This is a genomic window from Synoicihabitans lomoniglobus (genome assembly GCF_029023725.1).
Taxonomy (GTDB): domain Bacteria; phylum Verrucomicrobiota; class Verrucomicrobiia; order Opitutales; family Opitutaceae; genus Actomonas; species Actomonas lomonigloba.
Genome location: NZ_CP119075.1, coordinates 907,194 through 928,253, shown reverse-complemented (window position 1 = coordinate 928,253; position 21,060 = coordinate 907,194). Strand labels below are relative to the sequence as shown.

Genomic DNA, 21,060 nt, shown 5'->3' with positions numbered 1-21,060 from the left:
TCGTCCTTCCCTCCCGACCTTACCCCTCGGCCATGAATCTTAAAACGCTCACGATTTCCGTCATCATCCTCACGCTGCTCTCCGCCGGCGTGGCCTTCCTCAACCGCCCATCCGCTCCAGCCAACGTCGACCCCCGGGTGGGTCAGCCGTTGCTCGACGCGACCATCGCCGCCGCGGCCAACGATCTGACCCTCACGCACGCTGGCACCACCGTGGAACTCACGCGCGACGATCAAGGCGAGTGGACGGTGGCCTCCTATCACGACCTGCCCGCCGACGTTGCCAAGTTGAGCCGCTTCGTGCGCGAGCTCACCGAAGCCACCGTCGACCGGATCGTGACCCGCGATCCGGAACGCGCCGCTCGCCTCGATTTTGGCTCCTCCGAAATCGCCATCACCACCGCCGACGAACAATCTTGGACGGCTCACCTGGGCAAGGACGCTGAACGCGGCGGACGCTACGTTCGCTTCGACTCCGCCCCGGACGCCCCCGCCTACCTCGCCCGGCTGAGCTCTTACCTCGACGGCACCCCCAAGAACTGGGCCAATTCCAAGATGATCGGACTCACCGCCGAGGACGTGGCGAGTATTTCATTTGCCGTCGCCGAGACGGACGCCCTCACCGCCAGCCGCAGCGAACCCGGCGGTTCCTGGAGCTCCACCGACTTGCCTGAAGGTCAGCGGCTCAAGGATTCCCGACTCACCTCGATGCTTTCGTCGCTGGCCAACCTGCGTTTCACCGACACCGCGCCCCGGGACGCCCCCGATGCGGTCGACGCCGCCGCCTCGGCCGAGTCCCGCACCGTCACTCTCACCACGTTCGACGGCCAAACCGTTTCCATCGCGCTCGCCCGTCGCGCCGCTCGGACTGTCGAAAAAGACCCCGCGGAGATCGCGCCTCCCACCGAAGCAGCCGACGATGAAGGGCCGACGATTCCGGAAGACACCACCGAAACCATCCCCGCCGGACCCGTGTTTGCCTCCGTCACCGGCGACGCCGATCTCGCGCCACTAACCGACGCGCCCGAACGCCTCGCGTTCAAGGTTTCCGACTACAGCTTCACCGGACTACCCACCGCGATTACCGAACTTTACGAACCGATTCCCGCGCCGCCGGGCGAGACCGACGGCGCGGCGGGACCCACGCCTTAGGCGGATCCATGCAGCCCCAGACCGCAAAACGTGTTTTGCTTCAGACGGGAAGAAACAGGGTTGGCCAGGGGCGCCTTGGCTGACATGCGTGAGTGGTCCGGCTTCGGAAGCCTACGCCGCCGGGCTGGCGGTCGCTTTGCCACTGCGTCGGCGGTCATGCGCCGCCATGAGTGCGCGTGAAATCGCGATTTCCACTTTGTTGCGCGAGTGATGAATGTTCTGGCGAAGACTCCGCCGGGCCGCCTCGGCGTCGGAACGCGTGAGCGCGTCGAGCACAGACAAATGCTCACCGGCGGTTTCCTGGATGCGGTGCGGGTTGGTGATCGCCGCCAGGCGCACGAAGCGCAGCCGCTCGTTGATGTTTCGCAGTGCGCCGAGAATGGACTCGTTGCCCAGCACTTCAGCCAGCCCGAGGTGAAACTCCGTATCGTGGTCGACCAACATGTCGCGATCGATCACCGCATCGGCCTTGACCTGTAACCACGGCTCCCAAAACGCCCGTTGCTCGTCCAACCACTCCGGGGGCGGCGGCTTGGAGGACGCGAGCATTTCCACGACAAATAGTTCGAGTGCCAACCGCATATCGTAGAGGTCCTGGGTCTCGATCACATCGGGTTGGATGACAAAACAGCCCTGATTGGGGACTTTCTTAACCAGTCCTTGCTCAGCGAGCGCCCGCAAGGCCTCGCGCACGGGAATGCGACTGGCCGAAAATTCCGCACAAAGGGCAACTTCGCCCAGATGGTGCCCCGGCGGATAATCCCAATTGAGCACACGTTCGCGCAATCTGGTTAAAATTTGCGCTCCCAAGTGCTCGGCGCTTTCCGGAGGAGAATCGGGGGTTTTGACGGGGGCTCGGGAGGTGTCCGGTGGCATTGGCCTCGAAGAGAAACGGATTTCCCTCTCGTCCGCAATGCTGAACACAATCCTGGATTCATGATTAGAATACATGATTGTATACATGGCACGAAGACTGCTCATCGCTGACTCGGTTTCACCATCCGAACTCACCGAAACACCAAATTATCATGACACTGCCTGCCCACGCATCCGGACTCCGGATGCCATCGCTCCGGACCGCCCTGCTCCTCCCCGCGATCCTGATTCCCCTTTTCCCTCTGACGTTGTCGGCCCAGGAGGAGATCGACTCCGACGTCATTGTCATGGATGCCTTTGTCGCCGCAGCCGAAGCCGACGTCTACGATGTCCTGCCGAAGCGCGAGTCCACCTCGGTATTCGGCACCAGTCGCAGCCTCGAAGAGACGCCGCGATCGGTGACCTTGATCGAAAGTGCCATGACCGACCTCTATGGCATCCGCACAGTCAACGATTTCGTGTCGGTCACGGCCGGTTCCTTCACGGGCAACTATTTCGGTGTGCCCGGCGCCCTCGATGTGCGCGGCGAGCGCGCCGACAACTTCTTCCGCGGCATGCGCCGGATCGAGAACCGAGGCAACTTCCCCACGCCGATCGCCTCCACGGACTATGTTGAAATCATCAAAGGCCCCGCTCCGCCCGTCTATGGCGGCGGCAAGGTCGGCGGAATTCTCAATTTCATTCCCAAGACGGCCAAGAGCAAGACGGCCAAATTCATCGATACCCCGGTCGGCATCGCGACTGTCACGGTCGGCAACTATGGCAAAATGTCCGGCAGTCTGGAATACGGCACCCCGTTTGAAATCGGGGGCATGCGCTCCGGCGCCTACGTCTTCGTGCAAGCCGAGGACTCCGATCACTACTACACCGGTATCTACAATAAAAGCACCCTGCTGCAGGTGGCCCTCGACACCGAACTTTCCGAGTCCGTGCTGCTGGAATACGGCTTCATGGCCCAGTGGTCCGATCTCAACCAAAGCCTCGGGTGGAACCGGGTGACGCAGGACCTCATCGATTCCGAAGGCGCGCTCTACCTCGGCGGTCAGGCCGCCCTCAAACTCGACACCGATGGCAACGGCATCCTCACCCCGGCCGAAGTCAGCCCCTACTCCCTCGAGCAATTCGCCTTTGCCGACCCGTTCCCCTACGGCGCGTTGTCCGACAACCAGAAGGCGGCCTTCGCCCTCGACCCCACCACGGTCGGGTATTCGCCCATCAACCACCATCAGGTGCAGGTCGACCCGCTCGATTTCGCCACCACCGATTCCATCACCGCCTACTTCGACATCACCAAGACGTTCAATCCGAACCTGAAACTGAAGAACCAGACGTTCTACGACTCGATGAATCACACGAAGTATTCGAGTTATGGATTCACCGCCGACTACGTCGCCATGGCCTTCGAAAACAAGACCAGCGTCGAATGGCGCACCTTCCCCGCGGAAAACTCGACCGTCGATACGATTTTCGGTCTCTCCTACCGCTACTCCGACGGGGACGAGCGCGAGTCCCGCGGCCGCGGCTATCAGGTGCTCGACCGCCGCGATATCTCAGTCCCCGGCACCGCCAACGAACGCTTTGAAGGTGCCTACACCGGCACCGGGAACGTGCCCTACAACTGGCGCCAGATCGGTGATTTCTCCGACGTCGGCGTGTTCGGTTTGGTCGACGGTAAGTTCGAGCGCTTCGGCATGATCGTGAGCGGTCGCTGGGATCGGTATGAAGCCACCACGCTCGGCACCGACACGTCCGGCGTCTACGCCCTGGCCGACGCCACCGACGACGCCTTCACCTACAACGCCAGTCTCACCGCCGACGTGACCGACGACCTCACGGCCTATCTTACCTACGCCGAGTCGAGCTACCTTGAGCTCGGCCAGGGCGGCATGATCGCCCGCCAGAACGTCGAGGGCGGCACGTGGTTGCAGGATTCCAAGATCACCGAAATCGGCCTCAAGGGCACGCTCGCTGATCAACGCCTGTTCAGCACACTCGCCTATTACCAACAGGAGAAAACCTCGTTCAACAACCTGTCCGGGGCGTTCGACTATTATGAGTCCAAGGGGGTTGAGCTCGAGATGCGCTACGCCCCCACCAAGCAGTTGAGCTTCACCGCCGCCGGCACATGGCAGCAGACGGAGCTGCTCAGCACGCCGTTCTTTCTCGGCCTCCCGCCCGAGACCCTCGGACTCGATCCGGCCCTGGTCTACGGTGGTCGCTTCGTCGGTCTCGGTGCCATCATCGGTGCGCCCGCGCCCATCGAAGCCCCCACGCCGGAAAAGGTGATTTCCATCAACGGCACCTACACGGCCGACTCCGGGTGGGGCGCCTCGCTGGGTGCGACCTATGTGTCGTCGTTCTTCTCCGGATACGCCCAGGAGGTGGTCCTGCCCTCCTATCTCGTCACACGGGCCGCCCTGTTCTACACCCGGGGCAATTGGTCGTTCCGGCTCAACGCCAACAACATTTTCGACGAGAAATACTACAATCCGCAGTTCCTCTTTTGGGATGTGTTCGTGAGCCCGAGCGTCGGTCCGACGGTCGAACTCACCACCTCCTACAAATGGTAGTCGTTCATCCGTAGTTGTAGTCCAGGGAAGGGGGCCGGGCCTTCATCCGGCCTCCTTCCTGCTACCGCGCCACCTCTCCTCGTTCCCATGCTGACCGTCAACGACCCCGCCACCGTCGCGGCCGTCACCGCCGCCTTCGATGCCTACGAAGCCGCGTTGATCGCCAACGATGTGCCCGCCCTGCAGGCTTTTTTCTGGGACTCCCCGGAAGCCATTCGTTTTGGCGTCAATGAACAGCTCTATGGTGCCGACGAGATCGCCGCCTTTCGCCAAAACCGGGTGATCAATTTCAGCCAGCGTCGCGGCCTGCGCACCACCGTCACCACCCTCGGCCCCGAGATCGGTTCCGTGATGTATGAATACGTTTCCAAGGTCTCCGGCATCGAACGCCAGGGTCGCCAATCGCAGCTGTGGACGCTCATCGACGGCAATTGGCGCATCGTCGCCGCCCACGTTTCGCTCGCCCCGTTCACTCCGCCCGCCGGCCCCGACTGGACCGTCTACCTCAAACACGCCGCCGCCGCGCAGAACCTGACCATCGAACCGAGCCATCAACTCGGCGTCACCCGCAACCTCGAGGTGATCGCGCGATTGGCCGGACCCTTGCTGGCCATGGAGCTTCCCGACGAAACCGAACCCGCCCCGGTCTTCAACCCATGAGCCTCGATCCTGTCACTGCCACCGCCACCGAGATCGCCGCCGCCGTCCGCGAGCGCCGCATCTCCGCGCGCTCCGTCACCGACCTGCTGCTGGAGCGTATCGCCGCCACGCATACCGAGCTCAACGCCTTCACTCTCGTCACCGCCCCCCGCGCCCGGGCCGAGGCCGACGCCGTCGATGCCACCATCGCGGCCGGTCGCGATCCCGGTCCGCTCGCGGGCGTCCCTTACGCCGTTAAAAACCTGTTCGATCTTGCCGGTGAAGTCACGGTCGCCGGCTCCAAGATCAACCGCGACGACCCGCCCGCCTCCCGGGACGCCACCGCCGTCGCGCGTTTGCAGGCGGCCGGGGCCGTTTGTCTCGGCGCGCTCAACATGGGCGAATACGCCTACGATTTCGTCACCGAAAACATCCACGATGGCGCCACCCACAATCCGCGTGAACTCAGCCGCTCCGCCGGCGGTTCCTCCGGTGGTTCCGGCGCCGCGGTGGCTGGTGGTCTGGTGCCGATTGCCCTCGGCACCGATACCAACGGCTCCATTCGAGTCCCGGCCTCCTTCTGCGGTATCTGGGGACTCCGGCCCACTTACGGTGCGCTTTCCCGCGCGGGTTCCTTCCCCTTCGTGGATGCTCTCGATACCATCGGTCCGTTCGCCCGCTCCGTAGCCGATCTCGCCGTCGCCTACGACGCCATGGCCGGACCCGACAGTCGCGACGCCGCCTGCACTTCCGTCCCGCTGCCGCTCGTTTCCACCCAACTGGGCGGTGGACTCGACGGCCTGCGCATCGCGCAACTCGGTGGCTACTTTGCCAGCGGCGGTGAAGCCACCGTCCACGGCGCCGTGGCCACCGTCGCCGCTGCGCTGGCCTCGGATCGCGTGGTCGAGCTGCCCGAGCCCGGCTTGGCCCGCACCGCCGCCTTCGTCATCACCGCAGCCGAGAGTGGCGCCCGCCATCTCGACCGCTTGCGGCAACGCGCCCACGATTTTGATCCCAACGTCCGCGACCGTCTTCTCGCCGGTGCCCTCTTGCCCGCCGCCTGGGTCGATCAAGCGCAACGCTTCCGCGCTTGGTGGCGCGACCAGCTCCGGGCGATCTTCGCGGAGGTCGATGTCCTGATCGCTCCGGCCACGCCGCTGTGCGCTCCGACGTTGGGTCAAACCACGCTCACTTTTCACGGCCAAGAACTCCCGTTGCGGCCCAACATCGGTTTGTTCACTCAACCGATTTCGCTCGTGGGCCTGCCCATTCTGGCCGCCCCCGTGCACCCGTCGGGCGCCCTGCCCTGCGCCGTCCAACTGATCGGAGCGCCGTTCAGCGAGGCCAAGCTCCTGCGCGTCGCCCGCGCACTCGAGAAAGCCGGTGTCTGCACCGCTCCCGTCTCCACCATGTTCTCCTCGGCCGCCGCCTGACCCGATGGAACTCGCCATTCCGACCATCGACGCCGAGCCCGGCCCTTTTCCGTTCACGCCGTCCACCTGTGCGCTGCTCGTCATCGACATGCAACGCGACTTCGTCGAGCCCGGCGGTTTTGGCGAATCGTTGGGCAACGACGTCAGTCAACTGCGCCGCGCCATCGCTCCGAACCGCCGCCTGCTGGCTGCGTGGCGCTCGCACGGCCTGCTCGTGGTGCACACCCGCGAGGGCCATCGCCCCGACTTGTCCGACCTGCCGCCTGCAAAACGCACGCGCGGCAATCCTGCACTGGCGATCGGCGACCAAGGTCCCATGGGCCGCATCCTCGTGCGCGGTGAACCCGGTCACGACATCATCACCGAACTCACGCCGCTGCCCGGTGAGCCCATCATCGACAAACCCGGCAAGGGGGCCTTCTACGCGACCACTTTACAGACCGTGCTGCAGGCCCGCGGCATCACCCAACTCATTGTCACCGGCGTGACCACCGAGGTCTGCGTCCACACCACGGTGCGCGAGGCCAACGACCGCGGCTACGACTGCCTCGTGCCCGCCGACGCCACCGCGTCCTACTTTCCCGAATTTCATGCCGCCGGCCTCGCCATGATCAAGGCGCAGGGCGGCATCTTCGGTTGGGTCTCCGACACCGACCGCGTCCTCGCCGCCCTCGCCGCCTCTCCCGTTTCAACATGACCACTTCGACCGCCCTCCCTCCTGCCAAACCCAAGCTCTGGGTTCCCGGTGACTGGAACGCCTTTTTCGGCTTCGGCACCAACATCCTGGTCAATCTCCTGACCATGACCGGGCTGCTGACCTTCGTGCTCGGCTTTCCCAACGAACTGGTCTTCGGCCGCATTCTGCCCGCCGTCGGCCTGATGCTGTTTTTGTCCTCCGGTTACTATGGTTGGATGGCCTACGACCTGATGAAAAAGACCGGGCGCACCGACATCTGCGCCATGCCGTCCGGGCCCGGCGTCGGGCACATGTTCATCGGGACCTTGGTGATCATGCTGCCGATCAAGCTCGCCACGGGTGATCCGGTGAAAGCATGGGAAGCCGGCCTGACCTGGGTGTTTCTGCAAAGCGTGGTCTTCTTCATCGGCAGTATATTCGGCAGTTGGATACGACGCGTCACCCCGCGCGCCGCCCTGCTCGCCACGCTCACCGGCATATCGATCACCTACATTTCGATGCGACCGGCGCTGGAGATGTTCGCCACTCCGATCATCGGCCTCACCTGCTTTGCGGTGATTTTGGTCAGCTGGTTTGGCGGCGTGAAATTCATGAAGGGACTGCCCGCCGGTTTCATCGCATTGGTCGGCGGCACCACCATCGCGTGGGGCTCCAACCTCTTCGATCTCAACTACGGCGGCATGACCCTTTCGAACCTCACCGCGTCGTTCACCCACTTCGGCTTCAGCGTGCCGATTCCCGCCATCGGGCACACGTTCTCCGGTTTCGAATACCTCGGCCTGTTGATTGTCACCGCGATTCCGTTTGGCATCTACGATTTGATCGAAGCCCTCGACAACGTCGAGAGCGCCTCCGCCGCGGGGGACCAGTTCTCCACCCGCCAGGTGCTGATGACCGACGGCGTGGTGAGCATGATCGGCTGCCTGATGGGCAACCCCTACAATCTCGCGGTCTACATCGGCCATCCGGGGTGGAAAGCCATGGGCGGACGCTGCGGCTACGCTTTTGCCACCGGCATCATGGCGCTGGTGCTGTGTTGGCTGGGCATCATATCCGTATTGCTGGCGCTGATACCGGTGGTCGCGATTCTGCCGATTCTTCTCTACATCGGCATGTTGATCGGCTCGCAGGCGTTTCAGGAAACGCCGCTGCGTCACGCCCCCGCCGTCATTCTCGGGGTGATGCCACACCTGGCGCACTGGGCGGAGAGTTTGATCCGCAACTCCCTCTCCGCCGCGGGAATCAACGACATATCGCCCGAGCTGGCGGGGGCGCTCGCGGGCAAAGGCGTGCTGCTCGACGTCATGAGCACATTCGGCAACGGCTCCGCGTTGTCCGGCATCGTGCTGGCCGCCACGACCGTGTTTGTGATCGAACGCCAACTCTGGCGGGCGGCCTCGTTCGCCGCCGCCGGCGCCGGGTTGACGTTCATCGGCATGATGCACGGGGAACACGTCGCCCTCGGACAGAACCTGAGTCTGGCGCTCAGCTACCTACTGGTGGCCGCGTTGATGGCCGCCTGCGCGAAATTCGCCGCCGTCACTCCCTTGCCTCCCGCCGCTCCCGCCACAGCCTCCCACGAGTGAACTTAGCCAATTTTAAATTTGATCTGCATTCGCTGCGCGAGATTTACGCCCCCGGTGTGATCACGCCGGCCGAGGTGGTCGCGGAAGTCGGGCGTCGCATCGATGCCCTTGACGATCCCGCCGTCTGGATTCACCGGCTCTCGTCGGCGGAATTGGCCGGCCACCTCGAACGGATCATGCAACGCGGGCCCCGCGACCAACCGCTCTACGGTGTGCCGTTTGCCATCAAGGACAACATCGACCTGGCCGGCGTGCCGACCACCGCCGGGTGTCCTGAATTTGGATACATCCCCACCGCCTCCGCGCCGGTCGTGCAGCAACTGCTCGACGCCGGCGCCATTCCAATCGGCAAAACCAATCTCGACCAGTTTGCCACCGGCCTGGTCGGCGTGCGTTCACCCTACGGCACGCCGCGCAATCCGTATCACCCCGCCATGATTCCGGGGGGGTCGAGTAGCGGCTCGGCGGTGGCCGTGGCGGCCGGGTTGGTGACCTTTTCCCTTGGCACCGACACCGCCGGTTCGGGCCGCGTGCCTGCCTCGTTCAACAACTTGGTCGGTCTCAAGCCAACCTGCGGCTGGCTCAGCACAACCGGCGTGGTTCCCGCCTGCCGCTCATTGGATTGCGTCTCGATCTTTGCCGCCTCCGTGACCGAGGCTTCCGCCGTCGCCGCAGTGGCGGGAGGCTTCGACGCCACCGATCCCTATGCCCGCGAGGCCCCAAAGGTGCCCGGCGGCTCGTCCGCCGGTTTCCGCTTCGCCCTCCCGCGTGCCGATCAGTTGCAGTGGTTCGGCGATGACCTGAACCCACCGCTCTACGCTGCCGCGCTCAACCGACTGGAGTCACTCGGCGGAGAACGCGTCGAAATTGATTTCACTCCTTTCGCCACCACCGCGCGATTGCTCTACGAGGGGCCGTGGGTGGCGGAACGTTGGTCGGCCGTGCGCGCGTTTCACGCGACCCATGCCGACGCCATGCACCCGGTCACCCGCCGCATCATCGAGGGCGGCGCGCAACCACTCGCCGTCGATGCGTTCGAATCGTTTTACCGACTCAAAGCCCTGCAGCGCGAAGCCGCCGCGGTCTGGGCCGACGTCGACCTCATGGTGTTGCCCACGGCGGCGACGATCTATACCCGCGCCCAACTCGAGGCCGACCCGATCACCCTCAATTCGAACCTCGGTCACTACACCAACTTCGCCAACTTGCTCGACACCGCCGCCCTCGCCATCCCCGCGGGGTTTCGTCCCGACGGCCTGCCGTTTGGCGTGACGCTGTTCGGTCCGGCTTGGTCCGACGCCAGACTGGCCGCGATCGGCGCACGGTTCAGCTCCGATCAACCGGAGATCGCGGCTCCCTCCCCGACCAACGACGATGCGATCGAACTGGCCGTGGTCGGCGCGCATCTGCGCGGTCAACCGCTCAACCACCAACTCACCGATCGCGGTGCCACGTTTGTGCGCGAGACCACGACTTCGCCCGACTACGAACTGTTTGCGCTGAGCGCGACCCAACCGCCGAAACCCGGACTGCGGCACTGCCCGGTCGATGGCAACGGCGCGGCCATCGCGGTGGAAATTTGGTCGCTGAATGCGACGGCGTTCGGACAATTCACCGCCGAAGTCCCGGCTCCTCTCGCCATCGGCACCATCACACTGGCCGACGGCACCACCACCAAGGGTTTCGTGTGCGAACCGATCGGCTTCGAGCACGCCACCGACATCACGGCCTTCGGCGGTTGGCGCAACTGGTTGGCCTCGCAGTCATGAGTCTGACCCGCGTCCTCCTTGCCCTGGTGATGCTGACATTCGGTGTCCTCCGCCCGCCCGCGGCCGAGCCGGTCGTGTGGCTCGATTACACGCAAGCTGAACTCGACCGGGTCTACGACCAAGCGGTCTACGCCCCCAATCTCGCTCAGGTTCTGAAACGACAAGCCGCCAACAGCGTCGCGGCCCGGCAGGCGATCGGCGAACCGCGACGCCTGGCCTACGGTTCGAACGCAACTGAACATCTGGACGTCTACCCCACGGCCGCGAAAAACGCTCCGATCCACATCTACATCCACGGCGGCACCTGGCGATTCGGCCGCGCTCGCGACAACGCCTTCGCAGCAGAATTGTTCGTGCGTGGAGGGGCCCATTTCGTCGTGCCCGACTTTGCTTCGGTCACAGATCACGACGGCAACCTGCAACCGCTCGTCGACCAACTGCGATCCGCGATCGTTTGGGTTTATCATCATGCCGCTGCCGAATTCGGCGGGGACCGCGACCGCATCCACCTGTCCGGATTCTCCTCCGGCGGGCACCTCGCCGCCGTCATGCTGATCACCGATTGGACGCGACTCGGCCTGCCGGCCAACGTGTTAAAGAGCGGCCTCATCGTCAGTGGCATGTATGACCTCGACCCGGTCGCGCTGTCCAGCCGACGCGAATACGTGACGCTCCATGCGCCCGCCATTGCTCGCCTCAGCCCGATTCATCATCTCAACCGGATCACGGGTCCGTTGATCATCGCCCACGGAACCTTGGAAACGCCCGAGTTCAAACGTCAGGCCCGCGAGTTCCACCGCGCCGGGCAAGCCCACGGACTCGCCGCCGAATTACTCATCATCCCTGAGAGCAATCACTTCGAAACCATTGAAACGCTGGCCAATCCCTACGCCCCCCTCGGTCGGGCGGCGCTGCGCCTCATGGGTCTCGATGTGAAGCGAAACTTCGCCCCCTCTGTCGCTCCTTTGGAATAGAGGCTTGATATTATATCATTATATTCCGATATGATGATGCGTAATGACTCAGGACCGGTCCATCTCCTCGCTTTTCGCCTCCAATCGCCCGCTCCGCTCGCTGGAGTTTTTCCCGCCTAAAAACGATGACGGCGTCATTGCCCTGCGCGAATCCGCCGAAGCACTGAAGGCCATCGAATGGGATTTCGTTTCCGTGACTTACGGCGCCGGTGGCAGCACCCGGGACCGCACGGCGCAAGTTTCCGCCCTGCTCAAAGACGAGCTCGGGTTCACCGTCATGCCACATCTGACCTGCGTCGGCCACAGCCGCGACGAGTTGGAGGCCCACGCCGACCGCCTCTTTGCCGACGGCTTTCGCAACATCATGACCCTGCGCGGCGACCCGCCCAAAGGAGAAACCACCTTCGAAGTCGCTACCGACGGCCTGCGCTACGCCAACGAACTCGTGACCCTGCTCAAGGCGCGGCACCCGGATTTTTGCCTCGGTGTCGGCGGTTACCCGGAAAAGCACCCGGAAGCCTTCTCGCTTGAAACCGACCTCGACAACCTCAAACGCAAGGTCGACGCCGGGGCCGATTTCATCACGACCCAGCTCTTCTTCGACAACGCCATCTACTACCGCTTTGTCGAAAAATGCCGCGCCGCCGGGATCACCGTTCCCATCGTGCCCGGCATCATGCCCGTGCTCTCGCTCAAGCAGATCACCCGCATCGCCGCCATGTGCGGCACGGCCCTGCCCGCCCAACTCAACCGCCGTCTCGAAGTCGCGGCCGAAAGCCCCGACGTCGTCGAAATCATCGGCATCGACTGGGCCTTGGACCAGATCCGCGGCCTCATCGCCAACGGCGCCCCCGGCTACCACCTCTACATCCTCAATCGCGCCCGCCCCGCACTGGCCTTGGCAGCCGGTCTGGCGGCGTAAACGCCCCCTCCTGCTGGGAGTCGCCAACCTGCCATTCCATCACCGCGACCCATTCGACCGACTGATCATTTCGACGGCATTGATCGAAAACCTCCCCTTCGTCACCGACGACTCGCCATTCAACCCATACGCCGGAAGCGTAATCTGGTAGAGATAAGCCCCACCGCGGCACCTTTCACCCGCCCGCCATCACCGGGCGGAATCCCGCTTCGGTCAGGATCGCCGCGACTTGATCGCGTTTGTCGCCTTGGATTTCGATCGCGCCGTCTTTGACCGTGCCACCGGCGCCGCAGGCTTTTTGCAGGCGTTTGGCCAATTGCGCTTTCTCGGCTTCGCTAATGCCCACGAATCCCGACGCCGCCGTGACCGTTTTTCCACCTCGTCCACCTGTGAGGCGTCGGATTTCGACGCGACCGCGATTTTTGTTCGGTTGACCACGCTTCGACGAGGCGGTCGGGGGCGGGGCGGGTTCGGTGGGAGTCGGTCCCGCCGGTAAATTGCTCAGTCCACCCAGCGCTGCGAACGGATTTTGCCCCAAGTCTCCCCCTCCGTCGGTGGAAACCTTGCCGCTGCGATCCTTACGACCGGCCATGACGTCCTCCGCACACTCCCACCGGAATATCGAAATCTCCGCCCAAAAACATCACCGCCTTCGCATAACTGCGGTTCTCCAAAAAATGCACCAGCTGCGGGTGCAACGCCCCGCGCCCCGTTTGTAGAAAACCATCCAGGCGCGCCATTTCGGTGGCAATGACCTGCCCGTCAGACTGCTCGATCGCGGTCATCAAAGCGGATAATGAAGATTTGATTTCGGTTTCCATCGTTTGAATAGGGGAATTAATGCCGCTCCTGCCCGGTGTTAGGGAATCTCAAACTACATCAATCGACGTAGTTTCTACCGGGATCGCACTTGAGTAAACGTTACGCTTACTTTGCGATCACGACCAAATCTCTATCTTCAGGTGAGTTGCCTGAACCCGACCGCGCAACGCCTCTCATTTTGCGAAACGCGGTTCCTCTTCCCATCATCATGAATCCGTCCTCCCTTTCCGCCGGCGCCAACGCTGAGGTTTTCGAATCTCTCTACGAGCAATGGTTGGAAGACCCCTCGTCCGTCGACGCCACCTGGCGCGCATTTTTCCAAGGTTTCACGCTGGGTCACGATGGTGGTCCGATGACCTCCGCCGGTGCCAGCGCCGCCGGAGTAAACGTGGTCGACAGTCGCAAACAGGTCATGGCGATTCGCATGATCAATGCCCATCGCTCTCACGGGCACATGCAGGCGCATCTCGATCCGCTCAATCCGCGGCCCGCTCCGCACCCCAAACTCTCGCCCGAGTCCTTCGAGTTCACCGAGGCCGACATGGACGAGTCGTTCACCCTCACCCGCTACAAGGGCGGAGGACAGATGAAGCTCCGCGACATCATCGATACGCTGAACCAAACCTACAGCGGCACGATCGGCGTCGAATACATGCACGTCGGCGACATGGAGGCCCGCGATTGGCTCCAGCTGAAAATGGAGATGTGCAACAACCAGCCGTCTTTCGACAAGTTTCGCAAAACCCAGATCCTGCGCCGCGTGCACAAGGCGGAGCTGTTCGAGAAGTTCCTCCACACCAAATTCGTCGGCCAGAAGCGTTTCGCGCTCGAAGGCGGCGAGACCACCATCGCCGCGCTCGACTCGTTCCTCGAGAAATGCCCCGAACTAGGCATCGAGGAAGTCGTCATGGGCATGGCCCACCGCGGTCGCCTCTCCGTGCTCGCCAACATCCTGCGCAAGCCGTTTTCCGTCCTCTTCGACCAGTTCTCCGAAAACTACATCCCCGACGCCGTTGCGGGTGATGGCGACGTGAAATACCACCTCGGGTTCGAGGCCGTCTTCCCCACGAAGACCGGCGGCGACGTCGAGGTGCGACTCGCCGCCAACCCATCCCACCTCGAGATCGTCAACCCCGTCGTCGAGGGCAAGGCCCGGGCCCGCCAACGCATCCGCGGTGATCTCGAACGCCGCAAAGTCTGTCCGTTGCTCATCCACGGCGACGCCGCCTTCGCCGGTCAGGGCGTTGTCGCGGAAACGCTGAACTTTTCCCAACTCCCGGGCTACCGCACCGGCGGCACCGTTCACTTCGTCATCAACAACCAGATTGGTTTCACCACCAATCCCGCCGACGCCCGCTCGACCCATTACTGCACCGACGTCGCCAAGATGATCGAAGCCCCGGTATTCCACGTGAACGGCGACGATCCCGAGGCCGTCTGCTACGTGACCCAGCTCGCCCTCGAGTTTCGCGTGAAGTTCCAACGCGACGTGGTCATCGACATGGTGTGCTACCGCCGGCACGGCCACAACGAGAGCGACGAGCCCGCCTTCACCCAGCCACTCATGTATAAGTCGATTCGCAGCCACCCGCTCGTTTCGTCGATCTACACCGACCAGCTCATCAAGGAAGGCACGATCACCCAAGCTGACGCCGACGCGATTGTCGCCGAATACACCGGCGCGATGGAGGCCGATTTCAAGAAAGCCAAAGAGGCCGACGCCGCCCGCGTCGCCGCCAAGGAAACCCAGGACCAGTTCCGCGGCTCGACCGCGATCTTCCAACCCAGTTACAGTCACGCTCCCGTTCTCACCGGAGTGACGCAGGACGCCCTCGCCGTCGTCTCCCACGCCCTCACCCATACGCCCGACGGCTTTCACGTTAACAAGAAGATCCAGCGCCTGCTCGACAATCGCGCCAAGGCCTTCACCGCCGGCGGCCCCATCGAGTGGTCCTACGCGGAATCCCTCGCCTGGGGCACCCTCCTCGGCGAAGGCACCCCCGTGCGCCTCTCCGGCCAGGACTGCCGCCGCGGCACCTTCAGCCAACGCCACGCCTACCTCTACGACGAGGAAACCCGCGAGCGTTACGCCCCCCTCGATCACGTGGCCGAGAAGCAGGGTAAACTCTGCGTCTACAACTCGCTCCTCTCCGAAGCGGCCGTGCTCGGGTTCGATTACGGCTACTCCCTGGACTACCCCGAGATGCTCTGCCAGTGGGAGGCCCAGTTCGGCGATTTCGTCAACGGCGCCCAGGTCGTCATCGACCAGTTCATCACCACCTCCGAATCCAAATGGCAGCGCGTATCCGGTATCGTGCTACTCCTGCCCCACGGTTACGAAGGTCAGGGTCCGGAGCACTCCTCCGCCCGCCTCGAACGCTTCCTCCAAGCCTGCGCCGAAGACAACATCCAGGTCGCCAACATCTCGACCCCGGCCAACTTCTTCCATGCCCTGCGTCGCCAGATGCACCGCGACTTCCGCAAGCCTTTGGTCGTCATGTCGCCCAAGTCACTGCTCCGTCATCCGGAAGCCGTGTCCAACGTCGAAGATTTCCTCGAGGGCACCTCCTTCTTGGAGATCATGCCCGACCCCACGCCGTCTGCGGCGGCCAAACGCCTCATCCTCTGCTCGGGCAAGGTCTACTACGATCTCGACGCCTACCGGCGCGAAAAAGAGATCACCGACACCACCATCGTCCGCATCGAGCAGCTTTATCCCCTCCACACCGAAGAGCTGAAAAACCTCGCCGCCAGCCACGCCGACGCCCGTTTGGTCTGGTGCCAGGAGGAGTCGCACAATATGGGCGCCTGGTCCTACCTCGCGCCGCAACTTGAAACGATCTTCGGCCGCAAAGCCATCTACGCCGGTCGCGATGCCGCCGCTTCACCCGCCGTCGGCGCCCTTGCCCTCCACAAGCGCGAACTCGCTCAATTCCTTATGGAAGCGTTCAGCCTCTAACCCGACGTCTTACTTCACTCTTCATCCTTCTCACTTAGCTCATGTCTCTCGAAGTCAAAATCCCGCCCCTCGGCGAATCGATCAGTTCCGGCGTCCTCGCCACATGGCACGTTGCCGATGGCGACACCGTCAAAAACGGCCAGGCCCTGTTCGAACTCGAAACCGACAAAATCACGTCCGAAGGCCTCGCCGAGGCCGACGGCGTCATCAGCCTCAAGGTCGAGGAAGGTGCCGAAGTGAAAATTGGTGAAGTCGTCGCCGAAATCGACACCGACGCCAAGGGAGAGACGGCACCCACGTCCTCCGCCCCAGCAGAGGAAGAACCAGACGCCCCCGCGGCCGAATCCACCCAATCGCCCGCCGTGCGCCGACTCGCCGAAGAAACCGACGTTGATCCATCCACCGTTGAAGGCACCGGCAAAGCCGGCCGCGTCACCAAAGGCGACATGCTGGCCGCCGCCAAGTCCCCGGAAACGCCGAGCTCCAGCTCGGCCCCTACTCCCGCACCCAAGCCCCAGCCAGCCGCCGCCAAACCCGCCGCCTCCGGCGAGCGCCAAACGCGCAAGAAAATGACCCCGCTCCGTGCCAAAATCGCCGAGCGTCTCGTCCAGGCTCAACAACAAGCCGCCATGCTCACGACCTTCAACGAGGTCGACATGAGCGCGGTGATGGAGCTGCGCAAAAAATATCAGGACGTCTTCGTGAAGAAGAACGGCTTCAAGCTCGGCTTCATGTCGTTCTTCACCAAGGCCGTGGTGCACGCGCTCAAGGAAGTGCCCGGCGTCAACGCCATGATCGACGGCAAGGAAATCGTCACCAACAACTACTACGACGTGGGCGTCGCCGTCTCCACGCCCAAGGGCCTCATGGTCCCGGTCATCCGCGACTGCGACACCCTTTCCATGGCCGGCATCGAATCCGCCATCGGCGAAGTCGCCAAACGCGCCCGTGACGGCAAGATCACCCTCGCCGATCTCGACGGCGGCGTGTTCACCATCACCAATGGCGGCATCTTCGGCTCGATGCTCTCGACCCCCATTCTCAACGCTCCGCAGAGCGCTATCCTCGGGCTGCACGCGATCAATGAGCGCCCCATGGCGGTCAACGGCGAAGTCGTCATCCGCCCGATGATGTATCTGGCCCTCAGCTACGATCACCGCCTCGTCGACGGTAAGGAAGCCGTGACCTTCCTCGTGAAGGTGAAAGAGGCCATCGAAGATCCCACCCGCCTCTTACTGGATATCTAAAACCCTCTTTCTCTTTCTTCGCTATCTTTCTCTTTCTCCCGACTACGGGTGGAGCGAACGATAAAAAGAAAGATTAAGCAGAAAGGTCATCATGTCTGACTCCTCCTCCTTCGATCTCATCGTCATCGGCGCCGGTCCCGGCGGCTACGTCTGCGCGTTCCGCGCCGCTCAACTCGGCCTCAAGGTCGCCTTGGTCGAGAAGCGCGCCGAGCTCGGTGGCACCTGCCTCAACGTCGGCTGCATTCCCAGCAAGGCGTTGCTCGCCTCCTCTGAACACTTCGCGTTTTCGAAACATCACGCCGCCGAGCACGGCATCAAAATCGACGGCGTCTCCCTCGACGTCGCCGCCATGCTTAAGAAGAAGGAAGGCATCGTCGCCAAAATGACCGGCGGCATCAAGATGCTCGCCAAGGCCCGCAAGGTCACTGTCATCAGCGGCGAAGCCAAGTTCATCTCGGCCCACGAAATCGACGTCGCCCCCCTGGGAACGCCGAGCTCCAGCTCGGCCCAGCGTCTTACCGCCAAAAATATCGTCATCGCCACGGGCTCCGCGCCCGTCGAGCTCCCATTCATGCCCTTCGACGGCGAGACCATCGTATCCTCCGACCAAGCGATTTCCTTTACGGAAGTGCCCAAACAAATGGTCGTTGTCGGCGGTGGGGCCATCGGCCTTGAGCTCGGCTCCGTCTGGGCCCGCTTGGGTGCCGACGTCACCGTTGTCGAGTTCCTCCCGCAAATCGCCGGAGCCTCCGACGCCGATGTCGTGCGCAACTTCACCCGCATCCTCAAAGCCCAGGGCTTGAAGATCGAAGTAAACGCCAAGGTCACCGGCTTCAAAGACGGCGTGCTCACCGCCGAACGCGGCGACGAAAAACTCGAATTCCCCGCCGACAAGGTGCTCGTCGCCGTCGGACGCCGTCCCTACGCCGACGGACTCGACCTCGACAAGGCGGGCGTCGAACTCACCGACAAAAAGCGCATCAAGGTCGACGCTCACCTCAAGACCACCGCCGCTGGCGTCTACGCCATCGGTGACGTCATCGACGGCCCCATGCTCGCCCACAAAGCCGAGGAAGACGGTGTCGCCGTCGCCGAATGGATCGCGGGCAAAGCCGGTCACATCAACTGGGACCTCATGCCCGCCATCATCTACACCGACCCCGAGATCGCCACGGTCGGCTTGGGTGAAGACGCCGCCAAAAAGGCCGGTATCAAGGTCAACGTCGGCAAGTTCAATTTCGCCGCCAACGCCCGCGCCCACGCCAACGACGGTGCGGACGGCTTCGTGAAAATCATCGCCGACGCCACCACGGACAAAATCCTCGGCGCTCAAATCCTCGGCCGCAACGCCGGCGAACTCATCAGCGAGATCGTCACGCACATGGAATACGGCGGCAGCGCCGAAGACCTCGGCCGCACCATTCACGCCCACCCGACCATGAGTGAAGCCGTCAAGGAAGCCGGCCTCGCCGTCAGCAAAAGCGCCATCCACGCCCTGTAAGCGATTCGGCTGTTTTACCGCCCGCTCCTCCACGAATGGCGCCTCTATGACAATTCCGACGGCCAGCCTCGATTGATCGGCCAGGAGCGGTATGACCACCTGAAAATAGCCGACGCGAGGCGACTTGCCATCGTCGAACAATCCGCAAACGTCTCGTTTATGAATGGATCAGCCGATGCCGTGGAAGAGGCCGACGCCCTGCGCTTCGACGATGAGACCCGTCGTTCCATGCGCGCCATGCGAAAGGCGTTCGCCGATGTTATTCTCGAGAACAAACCGTGGGGGCTTCCGGTCATTCAATGGCGCGAAGGGATCGGCAAAGTCGAGATTCCGGCCGAGCAGCTCGAACCCTTCGCCCGCCGGATCCTTGAGGGCGACGGCGATCCTCTGCCCGAAACGGAAGAACAGGCGCTTCTCGCCCACGTCAAATTCTGAGTCGGCGGCTGCGACCAGACTGGCTCCATCGGCGTGTCGGCGCGCCGACGACCGCTAAATGACTGCTTTGAACATGAAACTTCTCCTCTGGGACATTGACGGCACCCTGCTCGCTTCGGGCGGAGCGGGTTTGCGGGCTCTCGAACAAGCCACCGAATCCGTTTTTAACCTACCGGTTCCCGCCGACCTCTCGACCATCGATTGGGCCGGGCGCACTGATCGCTGGATCGCCGCCAAGATCTTCGAGAAATACGACATCGAGCACACTCCCGATAACGTCACGCGTCTCCTCGAAACCTACATCGGCAACCTCCCCGCCGAGCTCTCGCGCACCACCGCTGTGCTCCCCGGTATTCTCGCGTTATTGACCGAAGTTCAGCAACGCAACGACATCGCGCAGGGCTTGCTCACCGGCAACTTGGAGCGCGGCGCGAAAACCAAACTCGGACACTTCGATCTCTGGAACTATTTCCCGTTTGGAGCCTTCGCCGATGACAGCGCGATTCGCAACGAACTCGGTCCGCACGCTCTGCGCCGCGCCGCCGCTCACCATGATCGCACCTTCGCTCCCACCGATGTCTGGATTATTGGCGACACCCCACACGATATCGCCTGTGGCCAGATCATCGGCGCACGCACCCTCGCCGTCGCCACCGGCCACCACACCCGCGATCAATTGGCTGCTCATGCCCCCGACGCCGGGTTGGATGATTTGTCTAATTCTGCGGAATTCTGGGCTGTCATCGACGGCGACTAGACTCGCCGAAGCCACGCACGAAGCCACGCACGAAGCGCACTAGCCCCGGGTCTTCTCGATCGAGCCGACTTCGCCGTCAATGAAGACGACGCGAGCCGCCTCCCCGTAACGAATCCGACCCGTGCCCACCGAGACGCCACTGCCGACGGACGAATGCCGACCCGTGCTCGTGCCGACACCCACACCCACCGAAAAACTGATGGGCGAGCGTTTCTGTTCATAAATCCAAACCTCCGCCTCGTCCATGGCCGAGGTGCGACGTGAGATCCGATCCGGGTCTCCCAGCGCCATGCGCACTTGGTCGGGCGTAAAACCAATTTCAACTTCACCGACGGCGACGCGTTCCTGCACCTCCTGTGGCCATTGATCGAACAATTCCCGATCGGCGGCAATCCGCGCATCCGGTGTGGAAGCGCAACCAGCCAACCCGACGAGAGTCGCCACCAGAAACGCCATCCGGGCTTGAGCAAAAGAGTGCATGAAACGCACTGACCCCATTACCTCCGAATCAGTTCCCACGACGACCGATGGTGGGCCCACCTCAACTCGCCGTAACTTGGCCGCCCGTGCCCGTCATCGCCGTGAAGGATAAGGGCGAGGGTCGCTCGCTACTCGCCACCCTGCGTTCACTTTGAGTCAGATGTAAACGGTCTCCGCTCCCGTGCCCGTCCGGACAGGGCGCACCTCCATGCAAAGTCGAGTGAGGTGTGCCTCGGGCTGCG

18 protein-coding genes are annotated in these 21,060 nt (G+C 63.1%); 14 read left to right on the top strand and 4 right to left on the bottom strand.

The genetic code is table 11. From position 1 onward, the window contains the following. Positions 1 to 32 precede the first annotated feature (32 nt). Positions 33 to 1,151 (top strand): DUF4340 domain-containing protein, encoded by a 1,119-nt coding sequence (locus tag PXH66_RS03480; protein ID WP_330927773.1) that lies wholly within the window; start codon positions 33 to 35, stop codon positions 1,149 to 1,151. 111 nt (positions 1,152 to 1,262) lie between these two features. Here PXH66_RS03480 and PXH66_RS03475 read toward each other — a convergent pair whose 3' ends face one another. Further along, entirely contained in the window at positions 1,263 to 1,925 is a 663-nt protein-coding gene (locus tag PXH66_RS03475; protein ID WP_345784019.1) for a GntR family transcriptional regulator, read from the bottom strand. A gap of 254 nt (positions 1,926 to 2,179) precedes the next feature. On the opposite strand from PXH66_RS03475, the gene PXH66_RS03470 reads away from it, so the two are divergent. From PXH66_RS03470 to metF, 8 genes are all read left to right on the top strand, one after another. Further along, positions 2,180 to 4,597 (top strand): TonB-dependent siderophore receptor, encoded by a 2,418-nt coding sequence (locus tag PXH66_RS03470; protein ID WP_330927771.1) that lies wholly within the window; start codon positions 2,180 to 2,182, stop codon positions 4,595 to 4,597. 87 nt (positions 4,598 to 4,684) lie between these two features. Further along, the gene (locus PXH66_RS03465) at positions 4,685 to 5,257 is read left to right on the top strand and encodes an AtzH-like domain-containing protein (protein ID WP_330927770.1); all 573 of its coding nucleotides are present in this window, start codon (positions 4,685 to 4,687) and stop codon (positions 5,255 to 5,257) included. After that, complete coding sequence (locus tag PXH66_RS03460; protein ID WP_330927769.1) at positions 5,254 to 6,669, top strand: AtzE family amidohydrolase; 1,416 nt, start codon at positions 5,254 to 5,256, stop codon at positions 6,667 to 6,669. The genes PXH66_RS03465 and PXH66_RS03460 overlap by 4 nt, the downstream gene beginning before the upstream one ends. A gap of 4 nt (positions 6,670 to 6,673) precedes the next feature. Beyond that, complete coding sequence (locus tag PXH66_RS03455) at positions 6,674 to 7,366, top strand: cysteine hydrolase family protein (protein ID WP_330927768.1); 693 nt, start codon at positions 6,674 to 6,676, stop codon at positions 7,364 to 7,366. Further along, complete coding sequence (locus PXH66_RS03450; RefSeq protein WP_330927767.1) at positions 7,363 to 8,952, top strand: hypothetical protein; 1,590 nt, start codon at positions 7,363 to 7,365, stop codon at positions 8,950 to 8,952. Before PXH66_RS03455 ends, PXH66_RS03450 begins: the two co-directional genes overlap by 4 nt. After that, entirely contained in the window at positions 8,949 to 10,721 is a 1,773-nt protein-coding gene (gene atzF / locus PXH66_RS03445; RefSeq protein WP_330927765.1) for an allophanate hydrolase, read from the top strand. Before PXH66_RS03450 ends, atzF begins: the two co-directional genes overlap by 4 nt. Continuing rightward, the gene (locus PXH66_RS03440) at positions 10,718 to 11,695 is read left to right on the top strand and encodes an alpha/beta hydrolase (RefSeq protein WP_330927764.1); all 978 of its coding nucleotides are present in this window, start codon (positions 10,718 to 10,720) and stop codon (positions 11,693 to 11,695) included. Before atzF ends, PXH66_RS03440 begins: the two co-directional genes overlap by 4 nt. 43 nt (positions 11,696 to 11,738) lie before the next feature. After that, on the top strand, positions 11,739 to 12,617 hold the full coding sequence (gene metF, locus PXH66_RS03435) for a methylenetetrahydrofolate reductase [NAD(P)H] (protein WP_330927763.1): 879 nt from the start codon (positions 11,739 to 11,741) through the stop codon (positions 12,615 to 12,617). 175 nt (positions 12,618 to 12,792) lie between these two features. Here the strand turns inward: metF and PXH66_RS03430 are convergent, their stop codons facing one another. Together PXH66_RS03430 and PXH66_RS03425 are read right to left on the bottom strand one after the other, a co-directional pair. Beyond that, entirely contained in the window at positions 12,793 to 13,209 is a 417-nt protein-coding gene (locus tag PXH66_RS03430; protein ID WP_330927762.1) for a translation initiation factor, read from the bottom strand. After that, complete coding sequence (locus tag PXH66_RS03425; RefSeq protein ID WP_330927761.1) at positions 13,196 to 13,438, bottom strand: hypothetical protein; 243 nt, start codon at positions 13,436 to 13,438, stop codon at positions 13,196 to 13,198. Before PXH66_RS03425 ends, PXH66_RS03430 begins: the two co-directional genes overlap by 14 nt. 209 nt (positions 13,439 to 13,647) lie before the next feature. On the opposite strand from PXH66_RS03425, the gene PXH66_RS03420 reads away from it, so the two are divergent. The 5 genes from PXH66_RS03420 to PXH66_RS03400 all read left to right on the top strand — a co-directional run bounded on the left by PXH66_RS03420 (position 13,648) and on the right by PXH66_RS03400 (position 20,338). Further along, positions 13,648 to 16,398, top strand: coding sequence for a 2-oxoglutarate dehydrogenase E1 component (locus PXH66_RS03420; RefSeq protein ID WP_330927760.1), 2,751 nt, complete (start codon positions 13,648 to 13,650; stop codon positions 16,396 to 16,398). Positions 16,399 to 16,439: 41 nt separating this feature from the next. Then, positions 16,440 to 17,645, top strand: a complete 1,206-nt coding sequence (odhB, locus tag PXH66_RS03415; protein ID WP_330927759.1) for a 2-oxoglutarate dehydrogenase complex dihydrolipoyllysine-residue succinyltransferase — start codon at positions 16,440 to 16,442, stop codon at positions 17,643 to 17,645. A gap of 91 nt (positions 17,646 to 17,736) precedes the next feature. Further along, on the top strand, positions 17,737 to 19,146 hold the full coding sequence (lpdA, locus tag PXH66_RS03410) for a dihydrolipoyl dehydrogenase (protein ID WP_330927758.1): 1,410 nt from the start codon (positions 17,737 to 17,739) through the stop codon (positions 19,144 to 19,146). Positions 19,147 to 19,218: 72 nt separating this feature from the next. After that, positions 19,219 to 19,581 (top strand): hypothetical protein, encoded by a 363-nt coding sequence (locus PXH66_RS03405; RefSeq protein ID WP_330927757.1) that lies wholly within the window; start codon positions 19,219 to 19,221, stop codon positions 19,579 to 19,581. Positions 19,582 to 19,654: 73 nt separating this feature from the next. Further along, positions 19,655 to 20,338, top strand: coding sequence for an HAD family hydrolase (locus PXH66_RS03400; RefSeq protein WP_330927756.1), 684 nt, complete (start codon positions 19,655 to 19,657; stop codon positions 20,336 to 20,338). Between the two features lie 39 nt (positions 20,339 to 20,377). Here PXH66_RS03400 and PXH66_RS03395 read toward each other — a convergent pair whose 3' ends face one another. Beyond that, positions 20,378 to 20,818 carry a hypothetical protein gene (locus PXH66_RS03395; protein WP_330927755.1) on the bottom strand — a complete coding sequence of 147 codons (441 nt, stop codon included), beginning with the start codon at positions 20,816 to 20,818 and terminating at the stop codon, positions 20,378 to 20,380. Positions 20,819 to 21,060: the final 242 nt, after the last annotated feature.